The 20,253-nt window shown below is 72.1% G+C and carries 21 protein-coding genes; 4 read left to right on the plus strand and 17 right to left on the minus strand.

What is annotated here, in order from left to right:
* The 5 genes from APR04_RS24985 to APR04_RS25005 form a co-directional block, all read right to left on the minus strand.
* Positions 1–384, minus strand: a complete 384-nt coding sequence (locus tag APR04_RS24985) for a hypothetical protein (protein WP_253875845.1) — start codon at positions 382–384, stop codon at positions 1–3.
* 40 nt (positions 385–424) lie between these two features.
* Positions 425–649 carry a hypothetical protein gene (locus APR04_RS24990; protein ID WP_253875848.1) on the minus strand — a complete coding sequence of 75 codons (225 nt, stop codon included), beginning with the start codon at positions 647–649 and terminating at the stop codon, positions 425–427.
* A 55-nt stretch (positions 650–704) separates the two neighbouring features.
* A complete protein-coding gene (locus APR04_RS24995) occupies positions 705–911 on the minus strand; it encodes a hypothetical protein (protein ID WP_253875850.1) in 207 nt (68 codons plus the stop codon).
* A gap of 70 nt (positions 912–981) precedes the next feature.
* The gene (locus tag APR04_RS25000) at positions 982–2,976 is read right to left on the minus strand and encodes a serine/threonine-protein kinase (protein ID WP_253875853.1); all 1,995 of its coding nucleotides are present in this window, start codon (positions 2,974–2,976) and stop codon (positions 982–984) included.
* A 69-nt stretch (positions 2,977–3,045) separates the two neighbouring features.
* Positions 3,046–3,405: a MerR family transcriptional regulator gene (locus APR04_RS25005; protein WP_253875857.1), complete on the minus strand. Its 360-nt coding sequence runs from the start codon at positions 3,403–3,405 to the stop codon at positions 3,046–3,048.
* Between the two features lie 52 nt (positions 3,406–3,457).
* Here APR04_RS25005 and APR04_RS25010 point away from each other — a divergent pair, with 52 nt between their 5' ends.
* The gene (locus tag APR04_RS25010) at positions 3,458–4,468 is read left to right on the plus strand and encodes an aldo/keto reductase (RefSeq protein ID WP_253875860.1); all 1,011 of its coding nucleotides are present in this window, start codon (positions 3,458–3,460) and stop codon (positions 4,466–4,468) included.
* Here APR04_RS25010 and APR04_RS25015 read toward each other — a convergent pair.
* Both APR04_RS25015 and APR04_RS25020 read right to left on the minus strand, forming a co-directional pair.
* Complete coding sequence (locus APR04_RS25015; RefSeq protein WP_253875863.1) at positions 4,457–5,458, minus strand: phosphotransferase; 1,002 nt, start codon at positions 5,456–5,458, stop codon at positions 4,457–4,459. The two genes, APR04_RS25010 and APR04_RS25015, sit on opposite strands and share 12 nt — an antisense overlap.
* Before the next feature lie 26 nt (positions 5,459–5,484).
* A complete protein-coding gene (locus APR04_RS25020) occupies positions 5,485–5,949 on the minus strand; it encodes an HtaA domain-containing protein (protein ID WP_253875866.1) in 465 nt (154 codons plus the stop codon).
* A 136-nt stretch (positions 5,950–6,085) separates the two neighbouring features.
* Between APR04_RS25020 and APR04_RS25025 the strand changes: the two genes are divergently transcribed.
* Positions 6,086–7,159 carry a glycerophosphodiester phosphodiesterase family protein gene (locus tag APR04_RS25025; protein WP_253875869.1) on the plus strand — a complete coding sequence of 358 codons (1,074 nt, stop codon included), beginning with the start codon at positions 6,086–6,088 and terminating at the stop codon, positions 7,157–7,159.
* A gap of 103 nt (positions 7,160–7,262) precedes the next feature.
* Here APR04_RS25025 and APR04_RS25030 read toward each other — a convergent pair whose 3' ends face one another.
* The 4 genes from APR04_RS25030 to APR04_RS25045 all read right to left on the minus strand — a co-directional run bounded on the left by APR04_RS25030 (position 7,263) and on the right by APR04_RS25045 (position 10,056).
* On the minus strand, positions 7,263–7,652 hold the full coding sequence (locus APR04_RS25030; RefSeq protein ID WP_253875872.1) for an ArsR/SmtB family transcription factor: 390 nt from the start codon (positions 7,650–7,652) through the stop codon (positions 7,263–7,265).
* The gene (locus tag APR04_RS25035; protein WP_253875874.1) at positions 7,653–8,297 is read right to left on the minus strand and encodes an SRPBCC family protein; all 645 of its coding nucleotides are present in this window, start codon (positions 8,295–8,297) and stop codon (positions 7,653–7,655) included.
* A 131-nt stretch (positions 8,298–8,428) separates the two neighbouring features.
* Positions 8,429–8,824, minus strand: a complete 396-nt coding sequence (locus tag APR04_RS25040) for a DUF6841 family protein (protein ID WP_253875876.1) — start codon at positions 8,822–8,824, stop codon at positions 8,429–8,431.
* 95 nt (positions 8,825–8,919) lie between these two features.
* Positions 8,920–10,056: a trans-sulfuration enzyme family protein gene (locus APR04_RS25045; protein ID WP_253875879.1), complete on the minus strand. Its 1,137-nt coding sequence runs from the start codon at positions 10,054–10,056 to the stop codon at positions 8,920–8,922.
* Between the two features lie 95 nt (positions 10,057–10,151).
* Here APR04_RS25045 and APR04_RS25050 point away from each other — a divergent pair, with 95 nt between their 5' ends.
* Positions 10,152–10,622, plus strand: a complete 471-nt coding sequence (locus APR04_RS25050; protein WP_253875882.1) for an Lrp/AsnC family transcriptional regulator — start codon at positions 10,152–10,154, stop codon at positions 10,620–10,622.
* Between the two features lie 15 nt (positions 10,623–10,637).
* Here the strand turns inward: APR04_RS25050 and APR04_RS25055 are convergent, their stop codons facing one another.
* The 4 genes from APR04_RS25055 to APR04_RS25070 form a co-directional block, all read right to left on the minus strand.
* Entirely contained in the window at positions 10,638–11,726 is a 1,089-nt protein-coding gene (locus APR04_RS25055; RefSeq protein ID WP_253875884.1) for a serine protein kinase RIO, read from the minus strand.
* 314 nt (positions 11,727–12,040) lie between these two features.
* Positions 12,041–12,730 (minus strand): type IV toxin-antitoxin system AbiEi family antitoxin, encoded by a 690-nt coding sequence (locus APR04_RS25060; protein WP_253875886.1) that lies wholly within the window; start codon positions 12,728–12,730, stop codon positions 12,041–12,043.
* A gap of 585 nt (positions 12,731–13,315) precedes the next feature.
* Complete coding sequence (locus tag APR04_RS25065) at positions 13,316–15,529, minus strand: serine/threonine-protein kinase (protein ID WP_253875889.1); 2,214 nt, start codon at positions 15,527–15,529, stop codon at positions 13,316–13,318.
* Positions 15,530–15,630: 101 nt separating this feature from the next.
* Complete coding sequence (locus APR04_RS25070; protein WP_253875893.1) at positions 15,631–16,704, minus strand: hypothetical protein; 1,074 nt, start codon at positions 16,702–16,704, stop codon at positions 15,631–15,633.
* A gap of 165 nt (positions 16,705–16,869) precedes the next feature.
* Between APR04_RS25070 and APR04_RS25075 the strand changes: the two genes are divergently transcribed.
* Positions 16,870–18,645: an AAA family ATPase gene (locus APR04_RS25075; protein ID WP_253875896.1), complete on the plus strand. Its 1,776-nt coding sequence runs from the start codon at positions 16,870–16,872 to the stop codon at positions 18,643–18,645.
* A gap of 31 nt (positions 18,646–18,676) precedes the next feature.
* Here the strand turns inward: APR04_RS25075 and APR04_RS25080 are convergent, their stop codons facing one another.
* Both APR04_RS25080 and APR04_RS25085 read right to left on the minus strand, forming a co-directional pair.
* The gene (locus APR04_RS25080) at positions 18,677–19,498 is read right to left on the minus strand and encodes a metal-dependent hydrolase (protein ID WP_253875898.1); all 822 of its coding nucleotides are present in this window, start codon (positions 19,496–19,498) and stop codon (positions 18,677–18,679) included.
* 162 nt (positions 19,499–19,660) lie between these two features.
* On the minus strand, positions 19,661–20,143 hold the full coding sequence (locus APR04_RS25085) for a GNAT family N-acetyltransferase (RefSeq protein ID WP_253875900.1): 483 nt from the start codon (positions 20,141–20,143) through the stop codon (positions 19,661–19,663).
* Between the last annotated feature and the right edge of the window lie 110 nt (positions 20,144–20,253).

A 20,253-nucleotide genomic window follows, 5' to 3' on the forward strand; every position in this document is an offset into this window, starting at 1 on the left:
TCAGTCCCGGTTGCGCACCAGGGCACGGGTGATCGCGGTGACCATCGTGCCGCCCACGAGCGTGCCGACCAGCACGAGCACCGCCCCGACCGCCCAGAGCCCGGAGTCGTCGGTCGACGAGGCCTGGATGGTCCAGGCCGCGGTGAAGGGCAGGCTGACCCCGAGCACCGCGAGCCACGCCGGGAGCAGCAGGGCGCCGATCACCACCAGGGCGACGAGCACGACGACGCACGCGATCACCTGGGGCGCCTCGTAGGGTCCGGTGACGGCTCCGGTAGCTGGGTCGACCTCACGGGTCGTGTCCCGGCCGAGGGTCCACCAGGTGGCTGTCGTGAGCGCGACGATGATGAACGTGACGAGAGCGGTGAAGGACTTGTTGCGCATGATGGCCCCAATTGTGCCCTCTCGCGTGCTCATCCCGGTGTCAGAGCACCGTCGTCTCCTCGGTCACCAGCACCTCGACGGACGCCAGGTCGATGAACCGTGCCTCGTCCGGATGCACGAGCTCCCGGTAGTTCGTCGAGGCGAAGAACGCGTCGTGGTCCGCCCGTGCGCTGGCGATCCTGGTACGGGAGCGAGGCCGCCTGGGGGACGCGATGGCGGCTCTTGCCGAGGCCACCTCCGCGCTCGACGCCCTCGTCGACGTCAACCAGCGCTACCTCGAGGACACGCGGCAGCGCTCCGCGACGTAGCGCCGGCCCGCGTCAGCCCCGGTAGAGCAGGCCGGTGTCGAACGCCCACAGCGCCGCCGAACCCGCGCCGACGAGCAGCGCGGAGATCACGTAGAACCAGATCCGCATGCGGAATCCGACGATGCGCAGGAGCACGGCCAGCCCGAACGCGGCGACGGCCAGTGCCGGCGCGGCGAGCGGGTCGCCCGCCTGGGTGTCCTGGACGACGAGCACGTACACGGCGCCAAGGAGCAGCAGCCGGGGAACCCAGCGCAGCAGGGCACCGAGCAGGCGCAGCGGCCAGGGCTTCTTACGGGGCGGAGCGGGTGTGGCGACGGGAGGTGTCGGCTGCCTGCCCGGCGGCGCGCCCTTCCGGACGTCCGGTTGCGTGCCCTTCCGGACGCCCGGCTGCACGCCCTTTCGAACGTTCGGCTGCACACCCTGCCGGACGCCGGGCTGCATGCTCGGCGGCCGGCTCGCGGGGGCCTGCGGGGGCCTGCTGGGCGGGCGGTGCCTGCACGGTGGGCATCGGGCGGGTGGCGTGCACGGACGGCGTCGGGCCCTTTTGCTTGGGCGCTGGGCCGAGATGCTTGACCGGGCTCTTGCGCGGCTCGAACGACTGCGGCGCGGGGGCCAGCTTGCGGACGACCTGGGTCGCCGCTGCGGACAGGGGCGCGACCGGCGTGGGCAGGACCGACGGCGGCACGGAGCCCGGCCTGCTGCCGGCCGAGGCCCGCTCGCTCGCCGGAGCGGGCTCGGGGCTGCGGAACGCACGCCACCCTCGGAGCGTGTCCGCGTGCCCGTCAGGTGGCGACGCGGTCTGCCAGCGCATCGCCTGCCAGACCCAGTCCTTGATCTCGGCCGGGGTGCGGCCGTCGGCCACGTGCGCGCCGATCTCCGCGACGTGGTCGGCGACGACCTGCTCGGCGGCGCCGTCGAAACCGTCCGCGTGCACCTCTGCCAGGACGCTCATCAGCGCGCGGTCGTACACGAGGGCGTGCCAGGGCTCCGGGGTGCGGGCGTTGGGCGTCGCGTCGTCAGACGGGTCGAGGAACCGGGGGAACAGCTTGGTATGACCCCGGCCGGGCAGCACGTCCGTCAGCGGGAGCGCGGCCACCTCCGCGGCCGTCACACCGTCACTGAGGAGCTGCGAGGTGAGCATCAGCGTCGGGTCGGGCGTGGAGCTCGCGAGGCGGGCGCCCACCACGCTAGCGATGTTCTCCAGCGGCGGGCGGTGGTTCGGCTGGTAGCGCGTCATGGCGAGGACCAGCGACTCGAGGTGCCTGTCGATGGTCGGCGGCTCGGGCGGGGAGGCGTCGCCGGAGGCTCGCCCGGCCGGCAGCTCGTCCACGAGGTCGGTGGACACCAGGTCCCGGCCCAGGAAGTTCAGGTCCAGCGGCAGCATGCCCGTGCTCGCGTACACGAGCAGCAGCCCCAGGCTGTAGACGTCCGACCGCGGGTGCACCCGGCGCCCGAACAGCTCCGGCGCCATGTAGGAGACGGTTCCGGCGGGCTGCGTCGACGTCGCGGCGTCGAAGACCTTGGCGATGCCGAGGTCGATGAGCACCGCACGGTCGCCGTCGACCATGATGTTCGCCGGCTTGAGGTCGCGGTGCAGGCAGCGCTCCTCCTGCAGGACGAGGAGCGCGTCGACCAGCTGCTTGGCCAGGCCCAGCGCCTCGGGACCGGACAACGGGCCTTCTTCGCGTACCCGGTCCCGCAGCGTCGTGCCGGGCACGAGCTCCATCGCGAACCACGGCTGGTCCGCTTCCAGACCGGCCTCCACGAAGCGCGGGAAGCCGCGACCGTCCAGACGTTCGAGGAGGTCGGCCTCCTGGGCGAAGCGTTCGCGCGCGTCGTCGGGCAGGCCGGTGAGGACCTTGAGGGCGACCTCGGCGCCGTCGTCGTCCAGCGCCCGGTAGACGTGCGCGAAGCCGCCGTGACCCAACGACTCGGCGAGGGTGAACCGGCCGAGGCGCTCGCCGCTGGCGGGGATGCGCCGCACTCGGCGGACGGGGAGCGCGGCGGCAAGGGGGGCGGGCGCCGGCTCGGGTTCCGGGGCGGGGGAGGGCTCGAGGGACGGAGAGGACTCCACCTCTGGTGCCGGGGGCTCCGGGACTGGCTCCGCTTCAGGCTCTGGAGCCGACAGCGCTTCGGGTTCCGGGTCCGGCACGGGAGCCGTCTCGGGGGCTGGTGCTGGGGCTGTGGCCGCCGCGGCTGAGGGCTCAGGATCGGGCAACGGGACCGGACCGGGGCCGACGGCCGCAGGCGCGACCTCGCCGACGCCTGGCGCTGGTGACGTCATACCGGCAACCTACCAGCGGGGTCGCGTCGGTCCCAGGTAAGTCACAGGTCGGGCGAGGTGTACCCGGCCTCACACCCCCTGCTGCCGGTACCACCCGATCTTCTCCCGCAACCGTTCCTGCTGCCGTCGCAGCGCATCGACCGACTCCTGCACCCGCCGGTCGTGCTCCTCGAGCAGCGCGACCCGGGCGGCCAGCGTCGCCTCGTCGAGCGACAGCTCCGCGTACCGCTTGAGGTCGGCGATCGGCATGCCGGTGTCGCGCAGACAGTGCACGAGGTCCAGCCAGCCCAGGTCGTCCTCGGTGTAGGCGCGGTGCCCGCCCGATGTCCGCGCGATGGGTCGAAGGATGCCCTCGCGCTCGTAGTACCGCAGCGTGTCGATGCTGAAACCGGAGACCTCGGCGGCCTGCGCGGGGGAGTAGGTGGCCATGTTCTGATCTTGCCCTTGACCTGGAGCGCGCTCCAGGGCTTTTGCTCGTCCCATGACCACATCGCAGACCACCCAGACCACCCAGCGTGAGACCACCCAGCGTGAGACCACCCAGGACACCCCGCCCGCCGAACGCCTCGTGCTCGGCGCCATGATGTTCGGCACCGTGGTGGACGAGGCCACGTCGTTCGCGGTCCTGGACCGGTTCGTCGACGCAGGCGGCCGGTGGATCGACACCGCCGACTGCTACGCGTTCTGGGCGAGCGAGTCCGGCTACGGAGGGCAGAGCGAGGAGCTGCTGGGACGCTGGTTCGCCGCCCGCCCAGGCGTCCGCGACCGCATCCTGCTCGCCACCAAGTTCGGCGCCGAGCCGCGCGACGCCGCGGACTGGCCCGCCTCCCGCACCGGCCTGTCCGCCGGGGCCATCAAGACCCAGATCACCGGCAGCCTGCGCCGCCTCGGCACCGACCGTGTCGACCTGGCCTGGGGACACATGGAGGACCGTTCGGTCCCGGTCGAGGAGACCGCCGACGCCTGTGCGGCCCTCGTGTCCGACGGCGTCGCCGCCCGCATCGGCCTCTCCAACCACCCGGCGTGGCGGGTCGAGCGGGCACGCCGGCACGCCGTCGGGCAGGGCAAGGAACCGTTCAGCGTGGTGCAGCACGCCTACAGCTACCTGCAGCCACGGCCGGGCACGCTCACGGGGAACCACCGCTTCGGCTGGCTCGACGACGAGCTGATCGACCTGGCCGCCGTCGAGAACCTGGACGTCTGGGCGTACACGCCGCTGCTGTCCGGGGCCTATGACAACCCGGCCAAGCCGATCCCCGAGGTCTTCGACCACCCGGGCAGCACCCAGCGGCTCGCCGTGCTGGACGACGTCGCGGCCCAGGTCGGCGCGTCCCGCGGACAGGTGGTGATCGCCTGGCTGACGGCCCGCGGCATCCGGCCGATGCTCGGTGGCAGCAAGGTCCACCAGCTCGACGCCGCCGTCGCGGCGCTGGAGCTGGAGCTCCCGGCCGAGCTGGTGGAGCGGCTGAGCGCCGTGGAGCTACACGGCTGACGCCCACCCGGCAGGGTCGTTCCCTCGGGGGATCGCGTGGAGGCCCTGCCACACCACGAGGATCTCGAACCAGCACGCCTCGGCGGGGCTGAGCGGCCGCACGGACTCGTACCCGGCGCGCAGCGCCTGCCGTACGTCGCCCGACGTCGGCTGCCAGGCCGTGAACCGGGTGCCGAGGTAGACGCTGGCCTTGGCCAGGTCGTGGACCCGGTGCTCGACCCGCACCTCGTCGAGGTCGAGCACGCCGACGACCGTCGAGTCCCGCGTCAGGATGTTGGCGGCCCGGAAGTCGTTGTGCACCAGCTGCGGCTCGTCGTCGAGCTCCGGGGCCCCGGACAGCAGGCTCCGGAGCCGACGAGACGCCTCGGGCGCGAGCTGGTGGTCGCGAGTCGCGAGCCAGTCACTGATCGTCTGCGTGAGCTCGCCGGATCGTGGCGCCGTCGAGCCACCTGCCGGTGCCGGTGCCGGCTCGCGCGGGCCGGCCTCGAACGCATCGCCGGCTCCGAGCGACCCCAGCGCCTGGTGCACCTCCGCCAGGCAGGCTCCGGCCGACAGCACCGCCGCGCGGTCCGTCACGTCCAGCCAGTCTCCCGACAGCTCCGGCAGCACCGTGACCGACAGCTCGCCCGAGGGTCCGTCCAGGACCACACGGTCGAGCCCGTCCGGCGCCGTGAGGGGCGCCGCCACAGGAATACCTCGGTCGGCGAGCGAGCGCAGCAGCCGCGTCGACGCGTCCAGGCTGCCGAAGCGCTCGCGGGCCCCCGACCACTTGACCACCAGGTCGCCGCGGTCGCTCGCTACCCAGAGGATCGCGTTCTGGTCGCTGATCACCATGCGGGGGCACGCGGCGACGGCGATGCCCCACGTCGTGTCGAGCGCCTTCGTGGCCCAGTCGGTCACGGCGTCGAGACTGTCGAACCCGAACCGCTCCCTGAGCGCGGCCTCCGGATCCACGGTCTCCCACAGCATGGACAGTCCGAGCGGCAGCATCCCCGAACCGTAGCGCGGCCGGCCGGTCAGGACAGGTCGATCGTCACCGGCTCGAACGGGGTGGCGACCGGGTAGCTGCCGCCCCAGAGCTTCGCGCCGTCGTCGGTCAGCTCGACCTGCTGCCAGGTGAGGCGCGTGCCGTCGTCGGACCGGGCGGGCGCCCCGGCCAGGCGGAACGCGGTGGTGCGCACGTCCGCGTCGCGGTCCCGGATGGACATGGTCCAGTCGGGGCCACCGTCGGCGGGGGCGTCGACCTCGATGTCGGCGATCTCGCCGACGAACGAGCCGAAGTGCCCGATGAAGACGACCGACCCGGTGAAGGCGAAGCGCGTCGCGTCGGCCGACACGTCCGGGCTGCGCTCCGGGTCGAGCGGGAAGTGGAACGCCGCCCCGCTGCCGCCTACCGCGTCGTCCTGCACGATGCGGCCGCCAGGCGCCCCCATCACGTACATCAGCAGGCTTGCCTTGATTTCCCAGTCGAGATGAGCCACCGGAGCACGGTACTCCCACCTGGCAGTTCGTACCGCTTTGCGCCCGGCGGGTGATCGCCGTGCGTTCATGGGGGTGTCGCCTGCGCGACGGCGTGTCTCCACGCCACGGCCACGAGACCTGTCCAGGCTCGGGCCCATGAGTACCATTCGACACCGCACCACCGCAGCACTCGCCGTGACCCTCGCGGGCACCCTGGCCCTGGGCGCCGCACCGGCGTCCGCTCTGCCCGAGGGGCACCACCGGGCCTTCGACCTCCAGGCGCACCGCGGCGGCATCGCGCTCACCGTCGAGAGCACGCTCCCGGCCTTCGACAACGCGCTCGCGCTCGGCGTGAGCACGCTCGAGCTCGACGTGCAGATCACCCAGGACGGGTACGCCGTCGTGACGCACGACCGCGACCCGAACCCGGCCAAGTGCGTCGACACGGAGCCCGCGTTCCCGGGCGACCCCGAGTTCCCGTACGTCCCCGAGAAGACGTACATCAAGGACCTCACGCTGGCGCAGGTCCGCACCCTGGACTGCGGCTCGCTGCGCCAGCCGCAGTTCCCCGGCCAGGAGCTGCACCCGGGCGAGCGCATGCCCCTGCTGTCCGAGGTGCTGGACCTCGTGAACCGGCACCGCGCGCGCCAGGTCACGCTCAACATCGAGACCAAGGTCGAGGCCGGCGCCCCCGAGCAGACGGCGCCGCGCGAGCAGTTCGTGCAGGTCGTCGCCCGGGAGGTCCGCAAGGCCCGCCTCGTCGACCAGGTCACGGTCCAGAGCTTCGACTGGGGCTCGCTGATGCGGATGAGCGAGGTCGAGCCCCGCTTCCCGCTCGTGGCGCTGACGAACGGCCAGCAGTTCCTGCAGGCCGGCGCGCCAGGCGCGTCGCCGTGGCTCGGGGGCCTGGACATCGACGACTTCCCTGGGTCGATCCAGGAGAAGTTCGTCGCCGCCTCGGCGTCGTTCGGAGCCGACGCCGTCTCGCCCGTGCACGGCGACCCCCAGGGCGGTGGCGTCGAGGACCCGGGCTACGTCCCCTTCACCACACCTGAGCTCGTCGCCGCCGCGCACGACGCCGGTATGGCCGTGATCCCGTGGACCGTCGACGACCGCGCCACCATGGAGTCGCTGATGGACCTCGGCGTGGACGGGCTCATCACCGACCGCCCCGACCTGCTGCGCACGATCATGGCGGAGCGCCACCTCAACCTCCCGAAGCGCTACTGAGGTTCGGCGGGCGACCGGTGCGCGGCTGGTCGGCAGACTGTCAGGAGGTCGGCAACCCGAGTTGCCGACCTCCTGACGTTCTGCCGACCACACGGGTTCGGCCTCAGCCCGCTGCCTCGTCCCGCGCGGCTCCCGCCCGACGGCGCTCCCTGCGTCCGCGGACCAGTTCCGTCGCCAGGGCGTCGAGCGGCTGGGCGAACGTGTCCTCGAAGCGGGCCAGCCAGGCACGGGCGGCGGCCGTCCCCACGTCGTCCACGGCGTAGAGGCGGCGCGTGCCCTCGGCGCGCACCCGGACCAGGCCGGCCTCACGCAGGACCCTGAGGTGCTGCGAGACCGCCGGCTGGGTGATGCGCGCGCGGGCCTGCAGGGCCGTCACCAGGGCGCCGGCGGGCTGCTCGCCCGGGACCAAGAGCTCCAGCAGCCGACGCCGCACGGGGTCGCCGAGCGCCTCGAACACGCCGGCCCGGGCGGAGTCGGGCGCGGCGGCCGACACTCAGGACTCCGGCTGCGTCGTGTAGAAGGCGAACGTGCGCTCGCCGGCGGCGCGAGCCTGGGCGGCGTCCTCCCCGGAGGCGATGGCGGCGTCTGCCCAGTCGGCGCTCGCCAGCCGGACGAACTCGACCCCGACGGGGGAGAGGGTCCACTGCTCGAACTCGGTGGCGTCGTTGTCGGAGCCGGTGGCGAGGTGCAGGCCCAGGCCGACGAGGGCGAGGTCCCAGCCGACGCCGACGGCGCCCGGGCCGTACTGCGTCCAGAAGTCGGGGTCCACGGGGGCCTCGTGCACCAGCTCGAGCGTGGTGCCGTCGTCGACGGTGCTCAGCGAGACCGTCACCCAGGAGACCTGGCCCCCGAACTCCCAGGTGATGGCGAAGCTCTCGGGCGCGGCGCACTGCTCGACGGCACCGCCCGCCTGGCCGACGAACTGGTACCGGCCGCCCACCGAGAGGTCGCCGTCGATCGGGAGGAACCACCGGGGCAGCCGCTCGGCGGAGGTGAGGGCGTTCCACAGGTCGTCGCGGTCGGCGGCGTAGGTGCGGCGCGCGACGGCGATCTTGGTGGGTGTGCCGTCCCTGGTGCCGTCGCGGACCTCGCGGGTCATGAGGCCGGCGGTGGTGACGGGATCGATGGTGCTGGTCATGGCAACTCCTTATATAAGTGGATACTTATTTATCTCACAAGGAACGGGTGTTGGCAAGCGGATGTCCGGGTCGCATGGTCGGAGGCGTCGAATAAAAGTGTGCCAAGCGCTCGATCGAACGGCCGCGCGGGCTACTCCTCGACCGGGACGACCACGCACAGCTCGAACGTGTCCCGGCCGCGTCGGAGCAGGTAGCGCACGCGCTCCGCCGTCGCCTCCGACGCGTTCTCGTCCTTGTAGCTCCAGCGCACGTCGACCCACAGCAGGGCGTCGCCGACCTGCTCGACGGCGCGCACGTCGGGCACGGCGGCGACCAGCCCTTGCTCCCGGTAGGCCGTGAGCATGGAGCCGAGCGCGTCGCGCGCCGCCTCGGCGTCGGGCACGACGAGGGACCGCTCGGCCTCCACCACCACCGACGGGTAGGCGAGGCCGTCCGTCACGGTCTCCAGGTCGCCCGAGCCGAGCGCGACGCCGTAGTCAACGAGGAAGGTGAGCAGGTCGTCCCGGTCGTAAGGGGCAGTACTCATCCGTCCACGGTAGGTGCACACCCCGTTGAGTGCTGGGTAGCCGTCGGTCAGCTCGGCCGGGACCAATCGGCCGGGACCAACAAAGTACCCAGCACTCAGCGAACCGCGTGGGTGAGGGCCTGGGTCAGGTCCGTCCAGAGGTCGTCGACGTCCTCCAGGCCCACCGACAGGCGCACCAGGTCCGGCGAGATGCCCGCGTCCTTGCGGGCGACCTCGTCCATGATCCGGTGGGTCAGCGAAGCGGGGTGCTGGATGAGGCTGTCGACGCTGCCAAGGCTCACCGCCGGGGTGATCAGCCGCACGGCGGAGACCAGGGCGATCGGGTCCACGGAGGTCTCGAACGAGACCATGGCACCGCCCAGGCGCGGGTAGTGCACCTCGGTCACGTGGGGATGCTCCGCCAGCCGGCGCGCCAGCTCGCCCGCCGTGGCTGACGCCGCCCTGACCCGCACCGGGAGCGTCGCCAGCCCGCGGAGGAGCTCGTAGCCCGCGATCGGGTGCAGCATGCCGCCGGTGACGAACCGGACCTGCCGCAGCGACCGGGCGAACTCGTCGGAGCAGGCGACGACGCCGCCCATCACGTCGCCGTGCCCGCCCAGGTACTTCGTGGCGCTGTGCAGCACCATGGCCGCCCCGAGGGTCAGCGGGCGCTGCAGCACTGGCGTCGCGAACGTGTTGTCCACCAGGACGGGCACGGGCGCGCAGGCGTCGGTCAGCGCGCGCAGGTCCACCTCGGTCAGGGTGGGGTTCGCCGGGCTCTCGACGACCACCAGCCCGGTCCTGTCCGTGATGGCCGACGCCGCCTCCTCGGGCGAGACCCACGTCACCGAGGTGCCGAGCAGGCCCGAGTCGAGCAGGTGGTCGGTGGTGCCGTACAGGGGCCGAACGCCGATGATCTCCGGCTTGCCCGCCGCGACCTGGGCCAGCAGGCAGGCGGACAGGGCAGCCATGCCGCTCGCGAACGCGACGGCGGCCTGTGCGCCCTCGAGCTCGGCAAGGGCGTCCTCGAACCGGCGCACCGTCGGGTTGGCGACGCGGCCGTAGACCGGCGGACCACCGTCGTCGTTCCCCGCGGCGAAGTCGTCAAGGCGCGCGGCCTCGGCGACGACGTCGTGCGACGGGTAGGTGGTGGAGAGGTCGATCGGTGGGGCGTGGAGCCCCAGGGCGGCCAGGTCGTCCTTTCCGGCATGGACGGCGCGGGTGTTCCAGGAGTGCGTGGTCCCTGAATGCATGGTCCCTGAATGCATGGTCCCTGAGTGCGTGGTCATGGGGGACTATCGGCACCCGCCACGGTCGGTAGGGGCCCGACGTGCTAGAAATTCGGATCATGGCCCAGAACGTGATCCTCGATTCGGTCGACCGTGCGCTCATCGACGAGCTGCAGATGGACGGTCGACTCTCCAACAAGGTCCTCGCCCAGCGGGTCGGCGTCGCGCCGTCGACCTGCCTGGCTCGCACCCAGCGGCTGCAGAACGCCGGGGTGATCCGCGGGTACCACGCCGAGATCGACCCGGCGGCCGTCGGGCGCGGGCTGCAGGCCATGCTGATGGTGCGGCTCACCACCCACTCCCGGCCCCTGCTGGGCCCGTTCGTCGAATGGGTGCGGCGGCTCCCGCAGGCGCGCGCCGTGCACCACGTCTCCGGTCCTGACGACTTCCTGGTCCACGTGGCCTGCGCCGACACCGACGAGCTGCAGCGCCTGGTCCTCGACCTCACGGCCCGCGGCGAGGTGGGCCGCGTGCAGACCGACCTGGTGTTCTCCTCCTGGACCTGCGGCCCGGTCACCCCGGCAGGGTGACCGGGCCGGCCCCGGTCAGAAGGCCTGTGCCAGCAGGTCGGCGAACAACGCGTCCGCGTCGACCTCCAGGCCGCGGGCCGCGAACCAGGTGCACACCGTGCGGCAGTCGCGCAGCAGCACGTCGCTCGCGAACGGGTTGGACGCCAGGTCCACGACCTGCGGCAGGTCGATGATGACCAGCCGCTCGCCGTCGGCCAGGATGTTGTACGGCGACAGGTCGCCGTGGGCGAAGCCGAGCCGGGCCAGCACGGTCATGCCGTGCGTCAGCTGCTCCCAGTACGACTCCAGCAGGTCGTCCGATGGGCGTTCTCGCGTGAGCCGCGGTGCCGCGACGGCCTGGGTGCGGCCGGCGTCGTCGGTCACCTCGGTGCCCACGAACTCCATGAGCACCTCCGTGCCGTCGATCTGCACGGGGTAGGGCACAGGGGCGCCCGCCGACCAGAGTTCGCGCAGGGCGACGAACTCGGCGTCGGCCCACTGGGTGGCCGAGACAGCGCGGCCCCACGCGGACTTGCGGTCCTCCATGGCGCGCTGGTCGCGTGTGCGGCGGACCTGGCGGCCCTCGGTGTACTCGGTGCCGCGGTGGAACTGGCCGTGGTCCAGGCTGCGGTACCGCTTGGCCACCAGGAGGCAGCGCTCGGCCTCGACGACGTCTCCTGTCTCGGCGCCGAGCGGTACGGCACGCTCCACCAGGAACGCGTCCGCCTCCTTGCCGGTCTTGAGGATGCCGAGCTCGGTGTCGAGAGCGGCGTCGCGGGTGACCAGCCAGTCGGGCTGCGGGTCGGGTCCCCGCTGCCCCTTGGCGACGGATCGCCAGGTGGACCAGCGTTGCCCGGGACCGGGCTGGGTGGGGTCCGGCTGGGTGGGGTCCGGGCGGGCCGGGCCGGCGTCGTAGGCGTCACCGCGACCGCCGTCGGCTCCGGTCGGTCCGGCCCGGAGCGTGCTCGGGTGCGGGCCCTCCAGGTCGTCGCGGCTGACCCGGGCGCGACGGGCGTCGGCCCAGGCCTTGGGCGCGCGCTCCGGGGCCGATCGGACGTCAGGCTTGCCGCCCCTGTTCGCGGTGCGGATCAGGGCGGACTTCGGTGCTTCGGGAAAACGGGGCAAGACAGTGCTCCTTGATGCCGGAGCACAGCCGGATCAGACCCGGGTGCCCCTGGTGACAGTGGCGTCTGCTGCCGCGAAGGCAGCCGCGCGAACGACGTCGTCCATGACCGCCTCCTTCCTGTCCGCATTCCCCGAGTGCCTGGTCCCGGACGCGTCGTCCGGGGGCCTGCTGTTGGCCGGTCATCGAGTGCCTCAAGGGGTGGCTCGGTGACCGTGCGACGAGCATGGCACGGCGGTGCGGCGGACCGCACGCCTTTTTCTCCTGCGTTGCTCGCACGACGTCGGCACGCTCCTCGCGGCGGTGCGCACTCGCATCAGGCGGAGGGCAGGAGCGGGTTGGTTCGAGCCCTCGTGACCACGTCCGGTGGCAGGTGCTGAGTGAACCGGCTCAGCATCTCTCGGACGTTGCTCCGGTCGGCGGCGGTCGCACGCTCCACGCTGACGCCGGACCGGCGGAGGGCCTCCGTGCGGGCCCGCTCGTTCGCGTACTCCACTGCCGGGTCATGGCCTGGGCGAACACCGTTCGGTCGGTACTTGACCAGGCCGTCGAACTCGATGCCCAAGGCCCATCGTTCGTAGCCGAGGTCGGTGTGGAAAAGCCCGCGGTCGGTCCGGACGGGCATCTGCGTGGTAGGACGTGGCAAGCCAGCACGCAGCAGCTGGTAACGGACCCACGTCTCCCACGCCGACTGCGACCCGCCGTCCGCGAGCTCGATCACGAGCCGCGCTCGGCGTATGCCGCGTCGACCGGACCGGGCGTCGAGCATCGTGAGCAGCTCGTCTCGCTCGAGCCCGAGCGCTAACGCGGAGTCGGCGATCACGAGCGCCTCCAGCGGGTGCAATGTCAGGGCGCAGTCCACGACCGTGCGAGCGAGCGAGGTGACCGGCAAGCCCTCGACGGTCACGACGTCGTCGGACGGGAGATCTCCTCGGTGCCGCACGATGTCCTTGGCGGCGCGCCCCGAGGCGCGATAGCTCTGGTAGAGGTGAGTGCGGTCCGGCACCGTCCAGACGAGGCACCCCAGAAGCAGAGCAGCGGTCGTATGACTGAACACAGGGTCGGACAGCAGCTGTGAGTGCAGTGCCCGAGCTCGGGCGAGCTCCCTGTTCCGTTTCTCCCGTGGCGCTGACGCAGGGCCGTCGACCTGGATCGAGTGTGGCTCGCAATAGGCACCGCGGCGGACCCGAACGAGAGTGCCTCGACGACTCTCCAGCGAGAGCTGGTTCCTGTCATGCTCGTGGGCGAGGAATACGGTCGGAATAGCAACGGCGGTAGTTGATGTAGCTTCCATGCAACAAGAGTGCTTTGGTGACGCCGGGCACCTTGTGGTCGACGGCGCCGCCTGTGCACGAGAACGTCGAAACGGCGTCTGTGGTCGTGCTCGAACGACTGCGACGCCGCGACGGGAGGCGCTGTATCTATCGGCCGGTGGTCGGAAGTCGGCACGCTCCTGCGGCGTCGTGACTCTGCCTCGAGATCGGCTCAGGCCTGGACCGGTCTCGAGGCAAAGTCACGATCCCGCGGTGCAGGCTGCCGACCGCGGTGCAAGTTGCCGACCCTGCGCTGTTCCGCGCTGGTCAGCGCCGGATCAGCTCCAGGGGAGAGCGTTCTCGAACGACTCCCACAGCGAGTCGCGGACGTCCTCCGTGGTGTCCTGGACGCCCTGCTCCAGGTCGTCCTGGATCTGCTCGCGCTGCTGCTCGAAGGACTCGCGCGCGTTCTCCGTGGCCTGCTGCGCGTAGCCGACCACACCCTGCACGGCGATCACGATCACCCACACGACGACGACCAGCCAGAACGGCCACGTCCGCCCGCCGCGGCGCGTGCGGACCGCCCGGAAGAGGTTCACCAGGGCGGAGGTCACGATGCCCAGCAGCGGGATGGACAGCTCCGCCATGCGGGGCGCCCACACCGGGTCGAGGTTCAGCATCGCCACCGAGAGGTCGCCGAGCGCGGCGAACAGCGGCAGCCCGGCAGCGCTCGGCATCGCGTCGAAGCCCGGGAAGAGACGTATCAGCTGGTAGACCGCGATGGCGAGCAGGATGCGCGGGACCCAGCCGATGATCGCCGCGAGAGCCCCGAGGCCGCCGCCGGAGTCCCGGCGCTTGTCGGCGCGGGCGTCCCGGTCCTCCCGGCGCGGCGCCGGCTTGGCCGGCGGGGCCGCGGGCCGGACCGGGGCACTCGGCTGCGTGCTGCCCTGACCCACGGGCCGCTGCGCCGGGGCAGGTGCCGTGGTCTGCGCTGGCCGGGCGCCCGGCGTCGGCCCCGGACGGAACGCGGGCGCCACCTGTGTGGCCTGCTGGTTCGTCACCGGAGCTCGGTGCTGCGTCGGGCTGCCGGCCTGCCGCCGGGGCACGCTCGCCGTCGGGACGCCGGGGAGCGGCAGACCGTGGCGCTGACGGTAGGCGACCCAGCCGTCGTACGTGTCCGCGTAGCCCTCTGGCGTGAAGGCGGGTACCCAGCGCATCGCGGCCCACAGGTAGTCCTTGACCTCGGCGGGCGTGCGCCCACCCGCCCGCTGTGGCCCGACGGCGGACAGATACACGGAGATGACGTCCTCCGCGGCGCCGTCGAACCCGTCGCCGTGCACCTGGTGCAGGCGGCCCATGAGCTGCTGGTCGTAGACCAGGTTGGTGACGGGCTCATCCTGCCGCACCGGGTTGCTCGCGAGCACGCTGGTCGGCGCGACGACGGCCGCTGCCGCTCCGCTGCCGGTCAGCACCTCGGTGACGAGGCCGCGCTCGACGGTGGTCGCGTCGGCGGCGGCGAGCAGCGTCGGATCGAGCCTTGCGCCGTCGGCCGCGAGCTGGGCGACGGTGCCGATGAGGTTGTGCAGCGGCGGGCGGTCCTCGGGCCGGTGCCTGGTCATCGCCAGGACGAGCGGCAGCAGTCGCTGGTCCACGGGGCCGACGTCGGCCGCCGTCAGGTCGCGGCCCGCGAAGTTGAGGTCGTTGGGCAGCTCGCCCGTGGCGAGGAAGATCAGCAGCAGGCCCAGGCTGTACACGTCGGAGCGGGCGTGCGGCTTGCGGACGAACAGCTCCGGCGCCATGTACGAGATGGTGCCGGCGGCGTGCGTCGAGGTGCTGGTGCCGTGCCCCTTGGCGATGCCGAGGTCGATGAGCACGTACCGGTCGGGCGCGGCGATGATGTTGGCCGGCTTCACGTCCCGGTGCAGGAAGTGCTCCTCCTGGAGCACCGCGAGGGCGTCCAGCACGTCGTCGGCCACGCGCAGCACCTCGTGCGGCGGCATCGGCCCGTCCGCCGCGACCCGCTGGCTCAGGGTGGGCCCTGGTACGAGCTCCATGGCGAACCACGGCGTGGGGGACTGCAGGTCGGCCGTGACGAGCTGCGGGAACCCGCGCCCGGCCAGCCGCTCCAGCAGCGCGGCCTCGCCGACGAACCGGTCGAGCGAGTCGTGCTCGGAGTTGGTCAGCACCTTGAGCGCGACCTCGCCACCCTGCCCCGTGGCGCGGTACACGTGGGCGAACCCGCCGTGGCCGAGCGAGCCGAGCAGCTGGTAGGGGCCGAGGGTCTCGCCAGTGGCCGGGATCCGCTGGAGGGCGGCGTTCCCGACTTCCGGCTGCCCAAGAGGAGCCGCTTGCCGCGCGGCCTGCCCCCGGGTGGCCCCGGAAGGCTGGACGATCTCGGTCGGTGCGGTAGGTGGTGGCCCGATCCGCGCCGACGGCGGTGACACGACCCGCGTGGGAGCTGGCGGCGGCGGCACGGCAGCGGTGTGGTCGCCACCCTGGGCCGGCTGACCGGGAGAGTTGGCGGCCGTCATGCGGGTGGTCTGGTCGGACAAGCAAGAACTCCTCAGCAGCGCACCGGTACTACCGGCTGGACCTGAGAAAATCTATCAGCGTCCCGCCGTACCGGTCAGCAGAGTCCCCGATCTGTGACCTGCTAGCCGTTCCCGCCGGGCAGGGCGTCCTCGAGATTCTCGGTCGCGTTCTGCTTGGCGTCCTCGACGCCCTGCTCGACCTGCTTCTCGACGGACTCCTTGGCTTCGTCCTTCGCGTCCTCGACGCTCTCGTCCACCGACTCCTGGACGTTCTCCCGCATGTCGGTGGTGGCGTCCTGGGCGTAGCCGACGATGCCGCCGACGGCGAACACCACGATCCACGCGACGATCGCGAGCGCGTACGGCCAGATCGCCAGCGACGTGCTCAGCGAGCGGATCGTGTTGAACAGCCCGGCGAGCGCGATCCCGAGCACCGGGATCGTCAGGTTGGCGGCCTGGTCCGACCACTCGGGGTTGAGGTTGAGCATGCCGAGCACCCCGTCGCCGAGGCCGCGGAACAGCGGCAGCTGCGAGGTGTCCGGCATGACGTCGAACCCCGGGATCAGCCGGATGAGCTGGTAGACGCTCAGCGCGAGCAGGATCCGCGGGATCCACGCGAGGACGGCGCCCACCGCCGAGCCGCCGCCGGGCGAGTCGTCGCTCCGGTCCCGGCGCGGCGTCGGCGGCGTCGGCCGGGGTGCCTGCGGGTTGTATCCCTGGTCATTGGGCTGCTGCCCGTAGCCCTGCTGCTGGCCGTAGCCTGCCTGGCCCTGCCCGTAGTCCTGCTCGCCCGGGAAGGCGCCGGGTGCGTGGGCCTGGGTGGGCTGCCCGGTCTCGTACGGGCGGTACGGCCGCGCGGGCGGCGGGGTCGCGGTCCGGAAGTCGCGTCCCTGGTCGGGCTGCGGCATGCCCGACGGCGGGATCACCTGGGTGTGGTCGCCGTAGCCCGCGTTGCCCTGTGGCATGCCCGACGGCGGCATGACCTGGGTATGGTCGCCGTCTCCCTGGGCCTGCCAGGCGGCCTGTCCGGTCTGGCCAGCGGCCTGTCCGTCGCGGACCGCGTCGAACCGCTGGGTCGCGGCATACGATGACGGAGCATCGGGCTGCGCACCCGGGCGACCAGGACGAGCGGGCGGCCGCTGGATCTGCGTGGGGTCATCCGCCGGAGGTATTCGGCGGGTGGGCTCGTCAGACACGCGGAGGCTCCTCGGTAGTGGTCCCGGTTTCGACACCTGTTTGCGCGAGAACCTACCAGGTGGGCTGATTGCCCCGTTGGGGTGGCCAGGTGGACGAACATGTCCGACCCTTACACCGGGGGCGAACCACGCGAGCCGCCTACCCAGGAACTTCGGAGGAAACGCATGAGCTCTGACACCGTGCCCCGCTGGCCCCGGATCGACGCGATCGTCCGGGAAGACGGCTCCGGTGAGGTGACGATCGACGGGACGTTCCACCCCATCACCACGGGCAGCCTAGAAGAGGCGCGTGTGGAGGTGCTGCGCCGGGTGACGGAGAACGCCGCCAAGGTCGGTCGGCCCGTACGGGCGTCCGCGACAGGGCCAGAGGGGCTCTGGAACCTGATCGTGCACCCGGACGGGACGGTGGTTCCGGAGGAGGACGACATCGCGCCGGCGCAGGCCCCTGCCCCGGCACCCCAGGCACCGGTGTCGCCCCCGGCGCCTGGACCGGTGTTCGAGCGTGCGCCGATCGTGGACCGGCCCCCGCAGGCCGCCACGTCCCCGGCCGACCCGCTCGGTACGCCAGTCCCCGACGCGACCCGGATCTCCGGCACCACCGAGACGGGGCGCCCGACCGAGGCTGCCGGTTCGGACCCGCACGGCTCCGCGGTCGAGGCCGACCCGGAAGACACGGTGCGTCGTGTCACGAGGACGCCCGAGGCGCCGCACGCCGCGCCGCCCGCTGGGGCTGCCGCCGTAGCACCCGGGCCCACGGACTTCTCGCCGAACGGCGGGGGCCCTGAGGCCACGAACGGCTCCGGGTCGGCCGATCCGATGCGTGAGAACGCCGCCGACAGCACCGCGGGCAGCGCGCCCGACCTGCCGGGCAGCATGACGGGCAGCACGACGGGCTCCGTGCTGAGCCCCATGCCCGGGCCGGTGGACGCCGTGCCGACCATCGGCGCCACGCGCGGCAGCCTGTCCGCCCCGCCGTCGGACCCGACACCGGTGGCCGACGAGGAGGCTCCGCGCTCGCGACGCGAGGCGCGGGAGTCGTTCCTCACGCACCAGCAGGACGAGGACCCGGCCACGCGCGGCTTCCGCGGGATGCTCACCCGCATGGGCATCCGGGTCGGCCCGAGCGAGTCGGAGCGAGCCGAGCGGGCCGACGAGCGCGCCGTCAGCCAGCACTGGCCAGGGCCGCGCACCATCTCGATGGTGAACGGCAAGGGCGGAGCGGGCAAGACGCCGTCGACAGTGCTGCTCGCCGCGGTCTTCGCGCAGTTCGGCGGCGCCGGTGTCGTGACGTGGGACAACAACCAGACGCGCGGCACGCTGGGCTGGCGCACCGAGCAGGGTCCGCACGAGTCCACGCTCCTGGACCTGCTGCCGCAGACGGACCGCCTCCTTGGACCGTCGGCGCAGGCCGCCGACCTCGCGCGGTACGTGCACCACCAGACGCGCGACCGGTTCGACGTGCTGCGGTCCAAGCCGATAGCGATGGCGAACGAGCAGCGGATCGAGTCGCGGGACGTGGACGCCATCCACTCGGTGCTCTCGAAGTACTACCGGATGATCCTCATCGACTCCGGCAACGACGAGTCGGACCCGATGTGGCAGCGGATGATCGACCTCACCGACCAGCTCGTGGTGGCCACCACCACGCGCGACGACCACGCGGAGGCGGGGGCCCTGCTGCTGGAGGCGCTCGCGACCCGCGACGGACGGTCGGCGTACCTGGCGCAGCAGGCGGTCGTGGTGGTGAGCCAGGCCGACCAGAAGGAGCCGGCCAGCGAGCTGGAGAAGGTCGCCGACGGCTACCGGTCCCTGGCCCGCGAGGTGGTGACCATCCCGTTCGACCCCGCGATGGTCGACGGCCACCTGCGCCACGGCGCGCTGCGCACCGACACCCGCCGAGCCTGGCTGGCGGCCGGCGCGGCAGTCGCGGGCGGCCTCTGACCCACCGGAGCCGTTGAGCGCGGGGTGAGGGTCAGGAGGGGAAGATCGCCACGACCTGGTTCCAGACCGCCATGGTGTCGTACCCCATCTCGTTCAGGAACGCCCACAGGATCCCGACGATCGCGTACAGCGACACCGGTACGAGGAAGATCCACTCGCGCACGGAGCCGGCGTTCCCGAGGATCGGGATCGCGATGTTGCCGCCGGACCGCCATAGCCAGTCCAGCTCGATGCCACGCTTGTTGCGCATCCAGTACGGGGACCGGAACTTCAGCGGCCACAGCAGCGGCACGCCGGCGGTGGTGATCATGTCGCCGAGGATGTGCACGATGCAGCCGAGCGCCACGCTGAACGGCATCCAGTACCACTCCTCCGGCGCGAAGACCGCGATGAGGACCGCCAGGGTGATGGAGGTGGTCCACGGCAGGATCTTCGTGTCCCGCGTGATCTTGAGCGCCTTGAGCGCGAACGCGACGAGCAGCACGCACATGATGCCTGGGCCGATGAGGATCGTCCCGAAGGCCTCGTTGCCTGTGTCGATGCTCAGAAAGCTGAGGCCCCAGGCGATCGCCGTGAACACCGCGACACCGAGGATCGAGTGCGTGCCCTTCCGGTGCCCGCCGGACACTGCCTCGATCCCCTTGACCACCACGTCCGAGACCGGCGACAGCGAGTTCGCGATGGTGCCGGAGTGATGGTCGGCGTCGGGCAGCAGCGCGGCCCCGGCACAGACGAGGGCACCCGCGATGACTCCGGTGTCCGTCACTCCCGGGTACCAGCCGAAGGCGATCGGCGTCGACGCGGTGACTGCTACCCAGGCCGCGGCTCCCGTCGCTGCGTGGTTGCCTCCCATCATGGTGGTGTGCGCTCCAGTTCCCGGGTCTCCCCGACGTGATTCGGGCCGGGTTCGTCCCCGGCCGGAGGAAACCCTAGCGTGGGCCACCGACACCGGCCGCGACGGCGCGCCCACCGGGCTGAGCAGGCCGAACGCACCTTCCCGCCAGGGTGGGGGAGCTCAGGCGCCCGTCACGTAGGCGTAGCGGTGGAAGTGCTCCTCCCGCACGAAGCCCTCGGACTCGTACAGCCCTTGCGCCTCGACGTTGTCCCACGCGGTGGCCAGCGACACGCGGATCGCGCCGGCCTCCTTGGCACGGCGGCACGTGTCCTGCACCAGTGCGCGCCCGGCGCCGGTCCCGCGCGCGGCGGGCGAGACGAACAGGTCGTTCAGGACCCACGACTGGCTGAGGCTCACGGACGACCAGGTGGGGTAGCTCTGTGCGAAGCCGACCACTTCCCGGCCTCCGGCCGAGGCCTCGTTGCCCTCCGGTTCCAGCACTGCGACCAGCAGCACGCTGTCGCCCGCATCGCGGCGGGCGGTCAGAAAGGCGCGCGCTTCGGCGTCGGGCACCTCCTGGTCGTAGAACCTGAGGTACTGACGGAAAAGGTCGACCACGGCATCGACGTCGTCGTCGGTCGTGGGGCGTACATCAACAGACACCTTGCGATCATGTCAGGCACATGGGGGTGGGCGCCATGACCCCCGCGATACCAGAGCCGAACCGTGGCTGGTACAGGAGCGGCCCGGGCCGGAACATGCGGGACCTCGAA

The sequence above is a fragment of the Promicromonospora umidemergens genome, assembly GCF_024171995.1.
GTDB lineage: Bacteria > Actinomycetota > Actinomycetes > Actinomycetales > Cellulomonadaceae > Promicromonospora > Promicromonospora umidemergens.

Bases quoted from the DNA above. Each gene is read 5' to 3' on its own strand.
- APR04_RS24985 (WP_253875845.1), bottom strand. From the start codon at position 384: ATGCGCAACAAGTCCTTCACCGCTCTCGTCACGTTCATCATCGTCGCG.
- APR04_RS25000 (WP_253875853.1), bottom strand. From the start codon at position 2,976: ATGACGTCACCAGCGCCAGGCGTCGGCGAGGTCGCGCCTGCGGCCGTC.
- APR04_RS25005 (WP_253875857.1), bottom strand. From the start codon at position 3,405: ATGGCCACCTACTCCCCCGCGCAGGCCGCCGAGGTCTCCGGTTTCAGC.
- APR04_RS25010 (WP_253875860.1), top strand. From the start codon at position 3,458: ATGACCACATCGCAGACCACCCAGACCACCCAGCGTGAGACCACCCAG.
- APR04_RS25015 (WP_253875863.1), bottom strand. From the start codon at position 5,458: ATGCTGCCGCTCGGACTGTCCATGCTGTGGGAGACCGTGGATCCGGAG.
- APR04_RS25025 (WP_253875869.1), top strand. From the start codon at position 6,086: ATGAGTACCATTCGACACCGCACCACCGCAGCACTCGCCGTGACCCTC.
- APR04_RS25035 (WP_253875874.1), bottom strand. From the start codon at position 8,297: ATGACCAGCACCATCGATCCCGTCACCACCGCCGGCCTCATGACCCGC.
- APR04_RS25040 (WP_253875876.1), bottom strand. From the start codon at position 8,824: ATGAGTACTGCCCCTTACGACCGGGACGACCTGCTCACCTTCCTCGTT.
- APR04_RS25045 (WP_253875879.1), bottom strand. From the start codon at position 10,056: ATGCATTCAGGGACCACGCACTCCTGGAACACCCGCGCCGTCCATGCC.
- APR04_RS25050 (WP_253875882.1), top strand. From the start codon at position 10,152: ATGGCCCAGAACGTGATCCTCGATTCGGTCGACCGTGCGCTCATCGAC.
- APR04_RS25075 (WP_253875896.1), top strand. From the start codon at position 16,870: ATGAGCTCTGACACCGTGCCCCGCTGGCCCCGGATCGACGCGATCGTC.
- APR04_RS25080 (WP_253875898.1), bottom strand. From the start codon at position 19,498: ATGGGAGGCAACCACGCAGCGACGGGAGCCGCGGCCTGGGTAGCAGTC.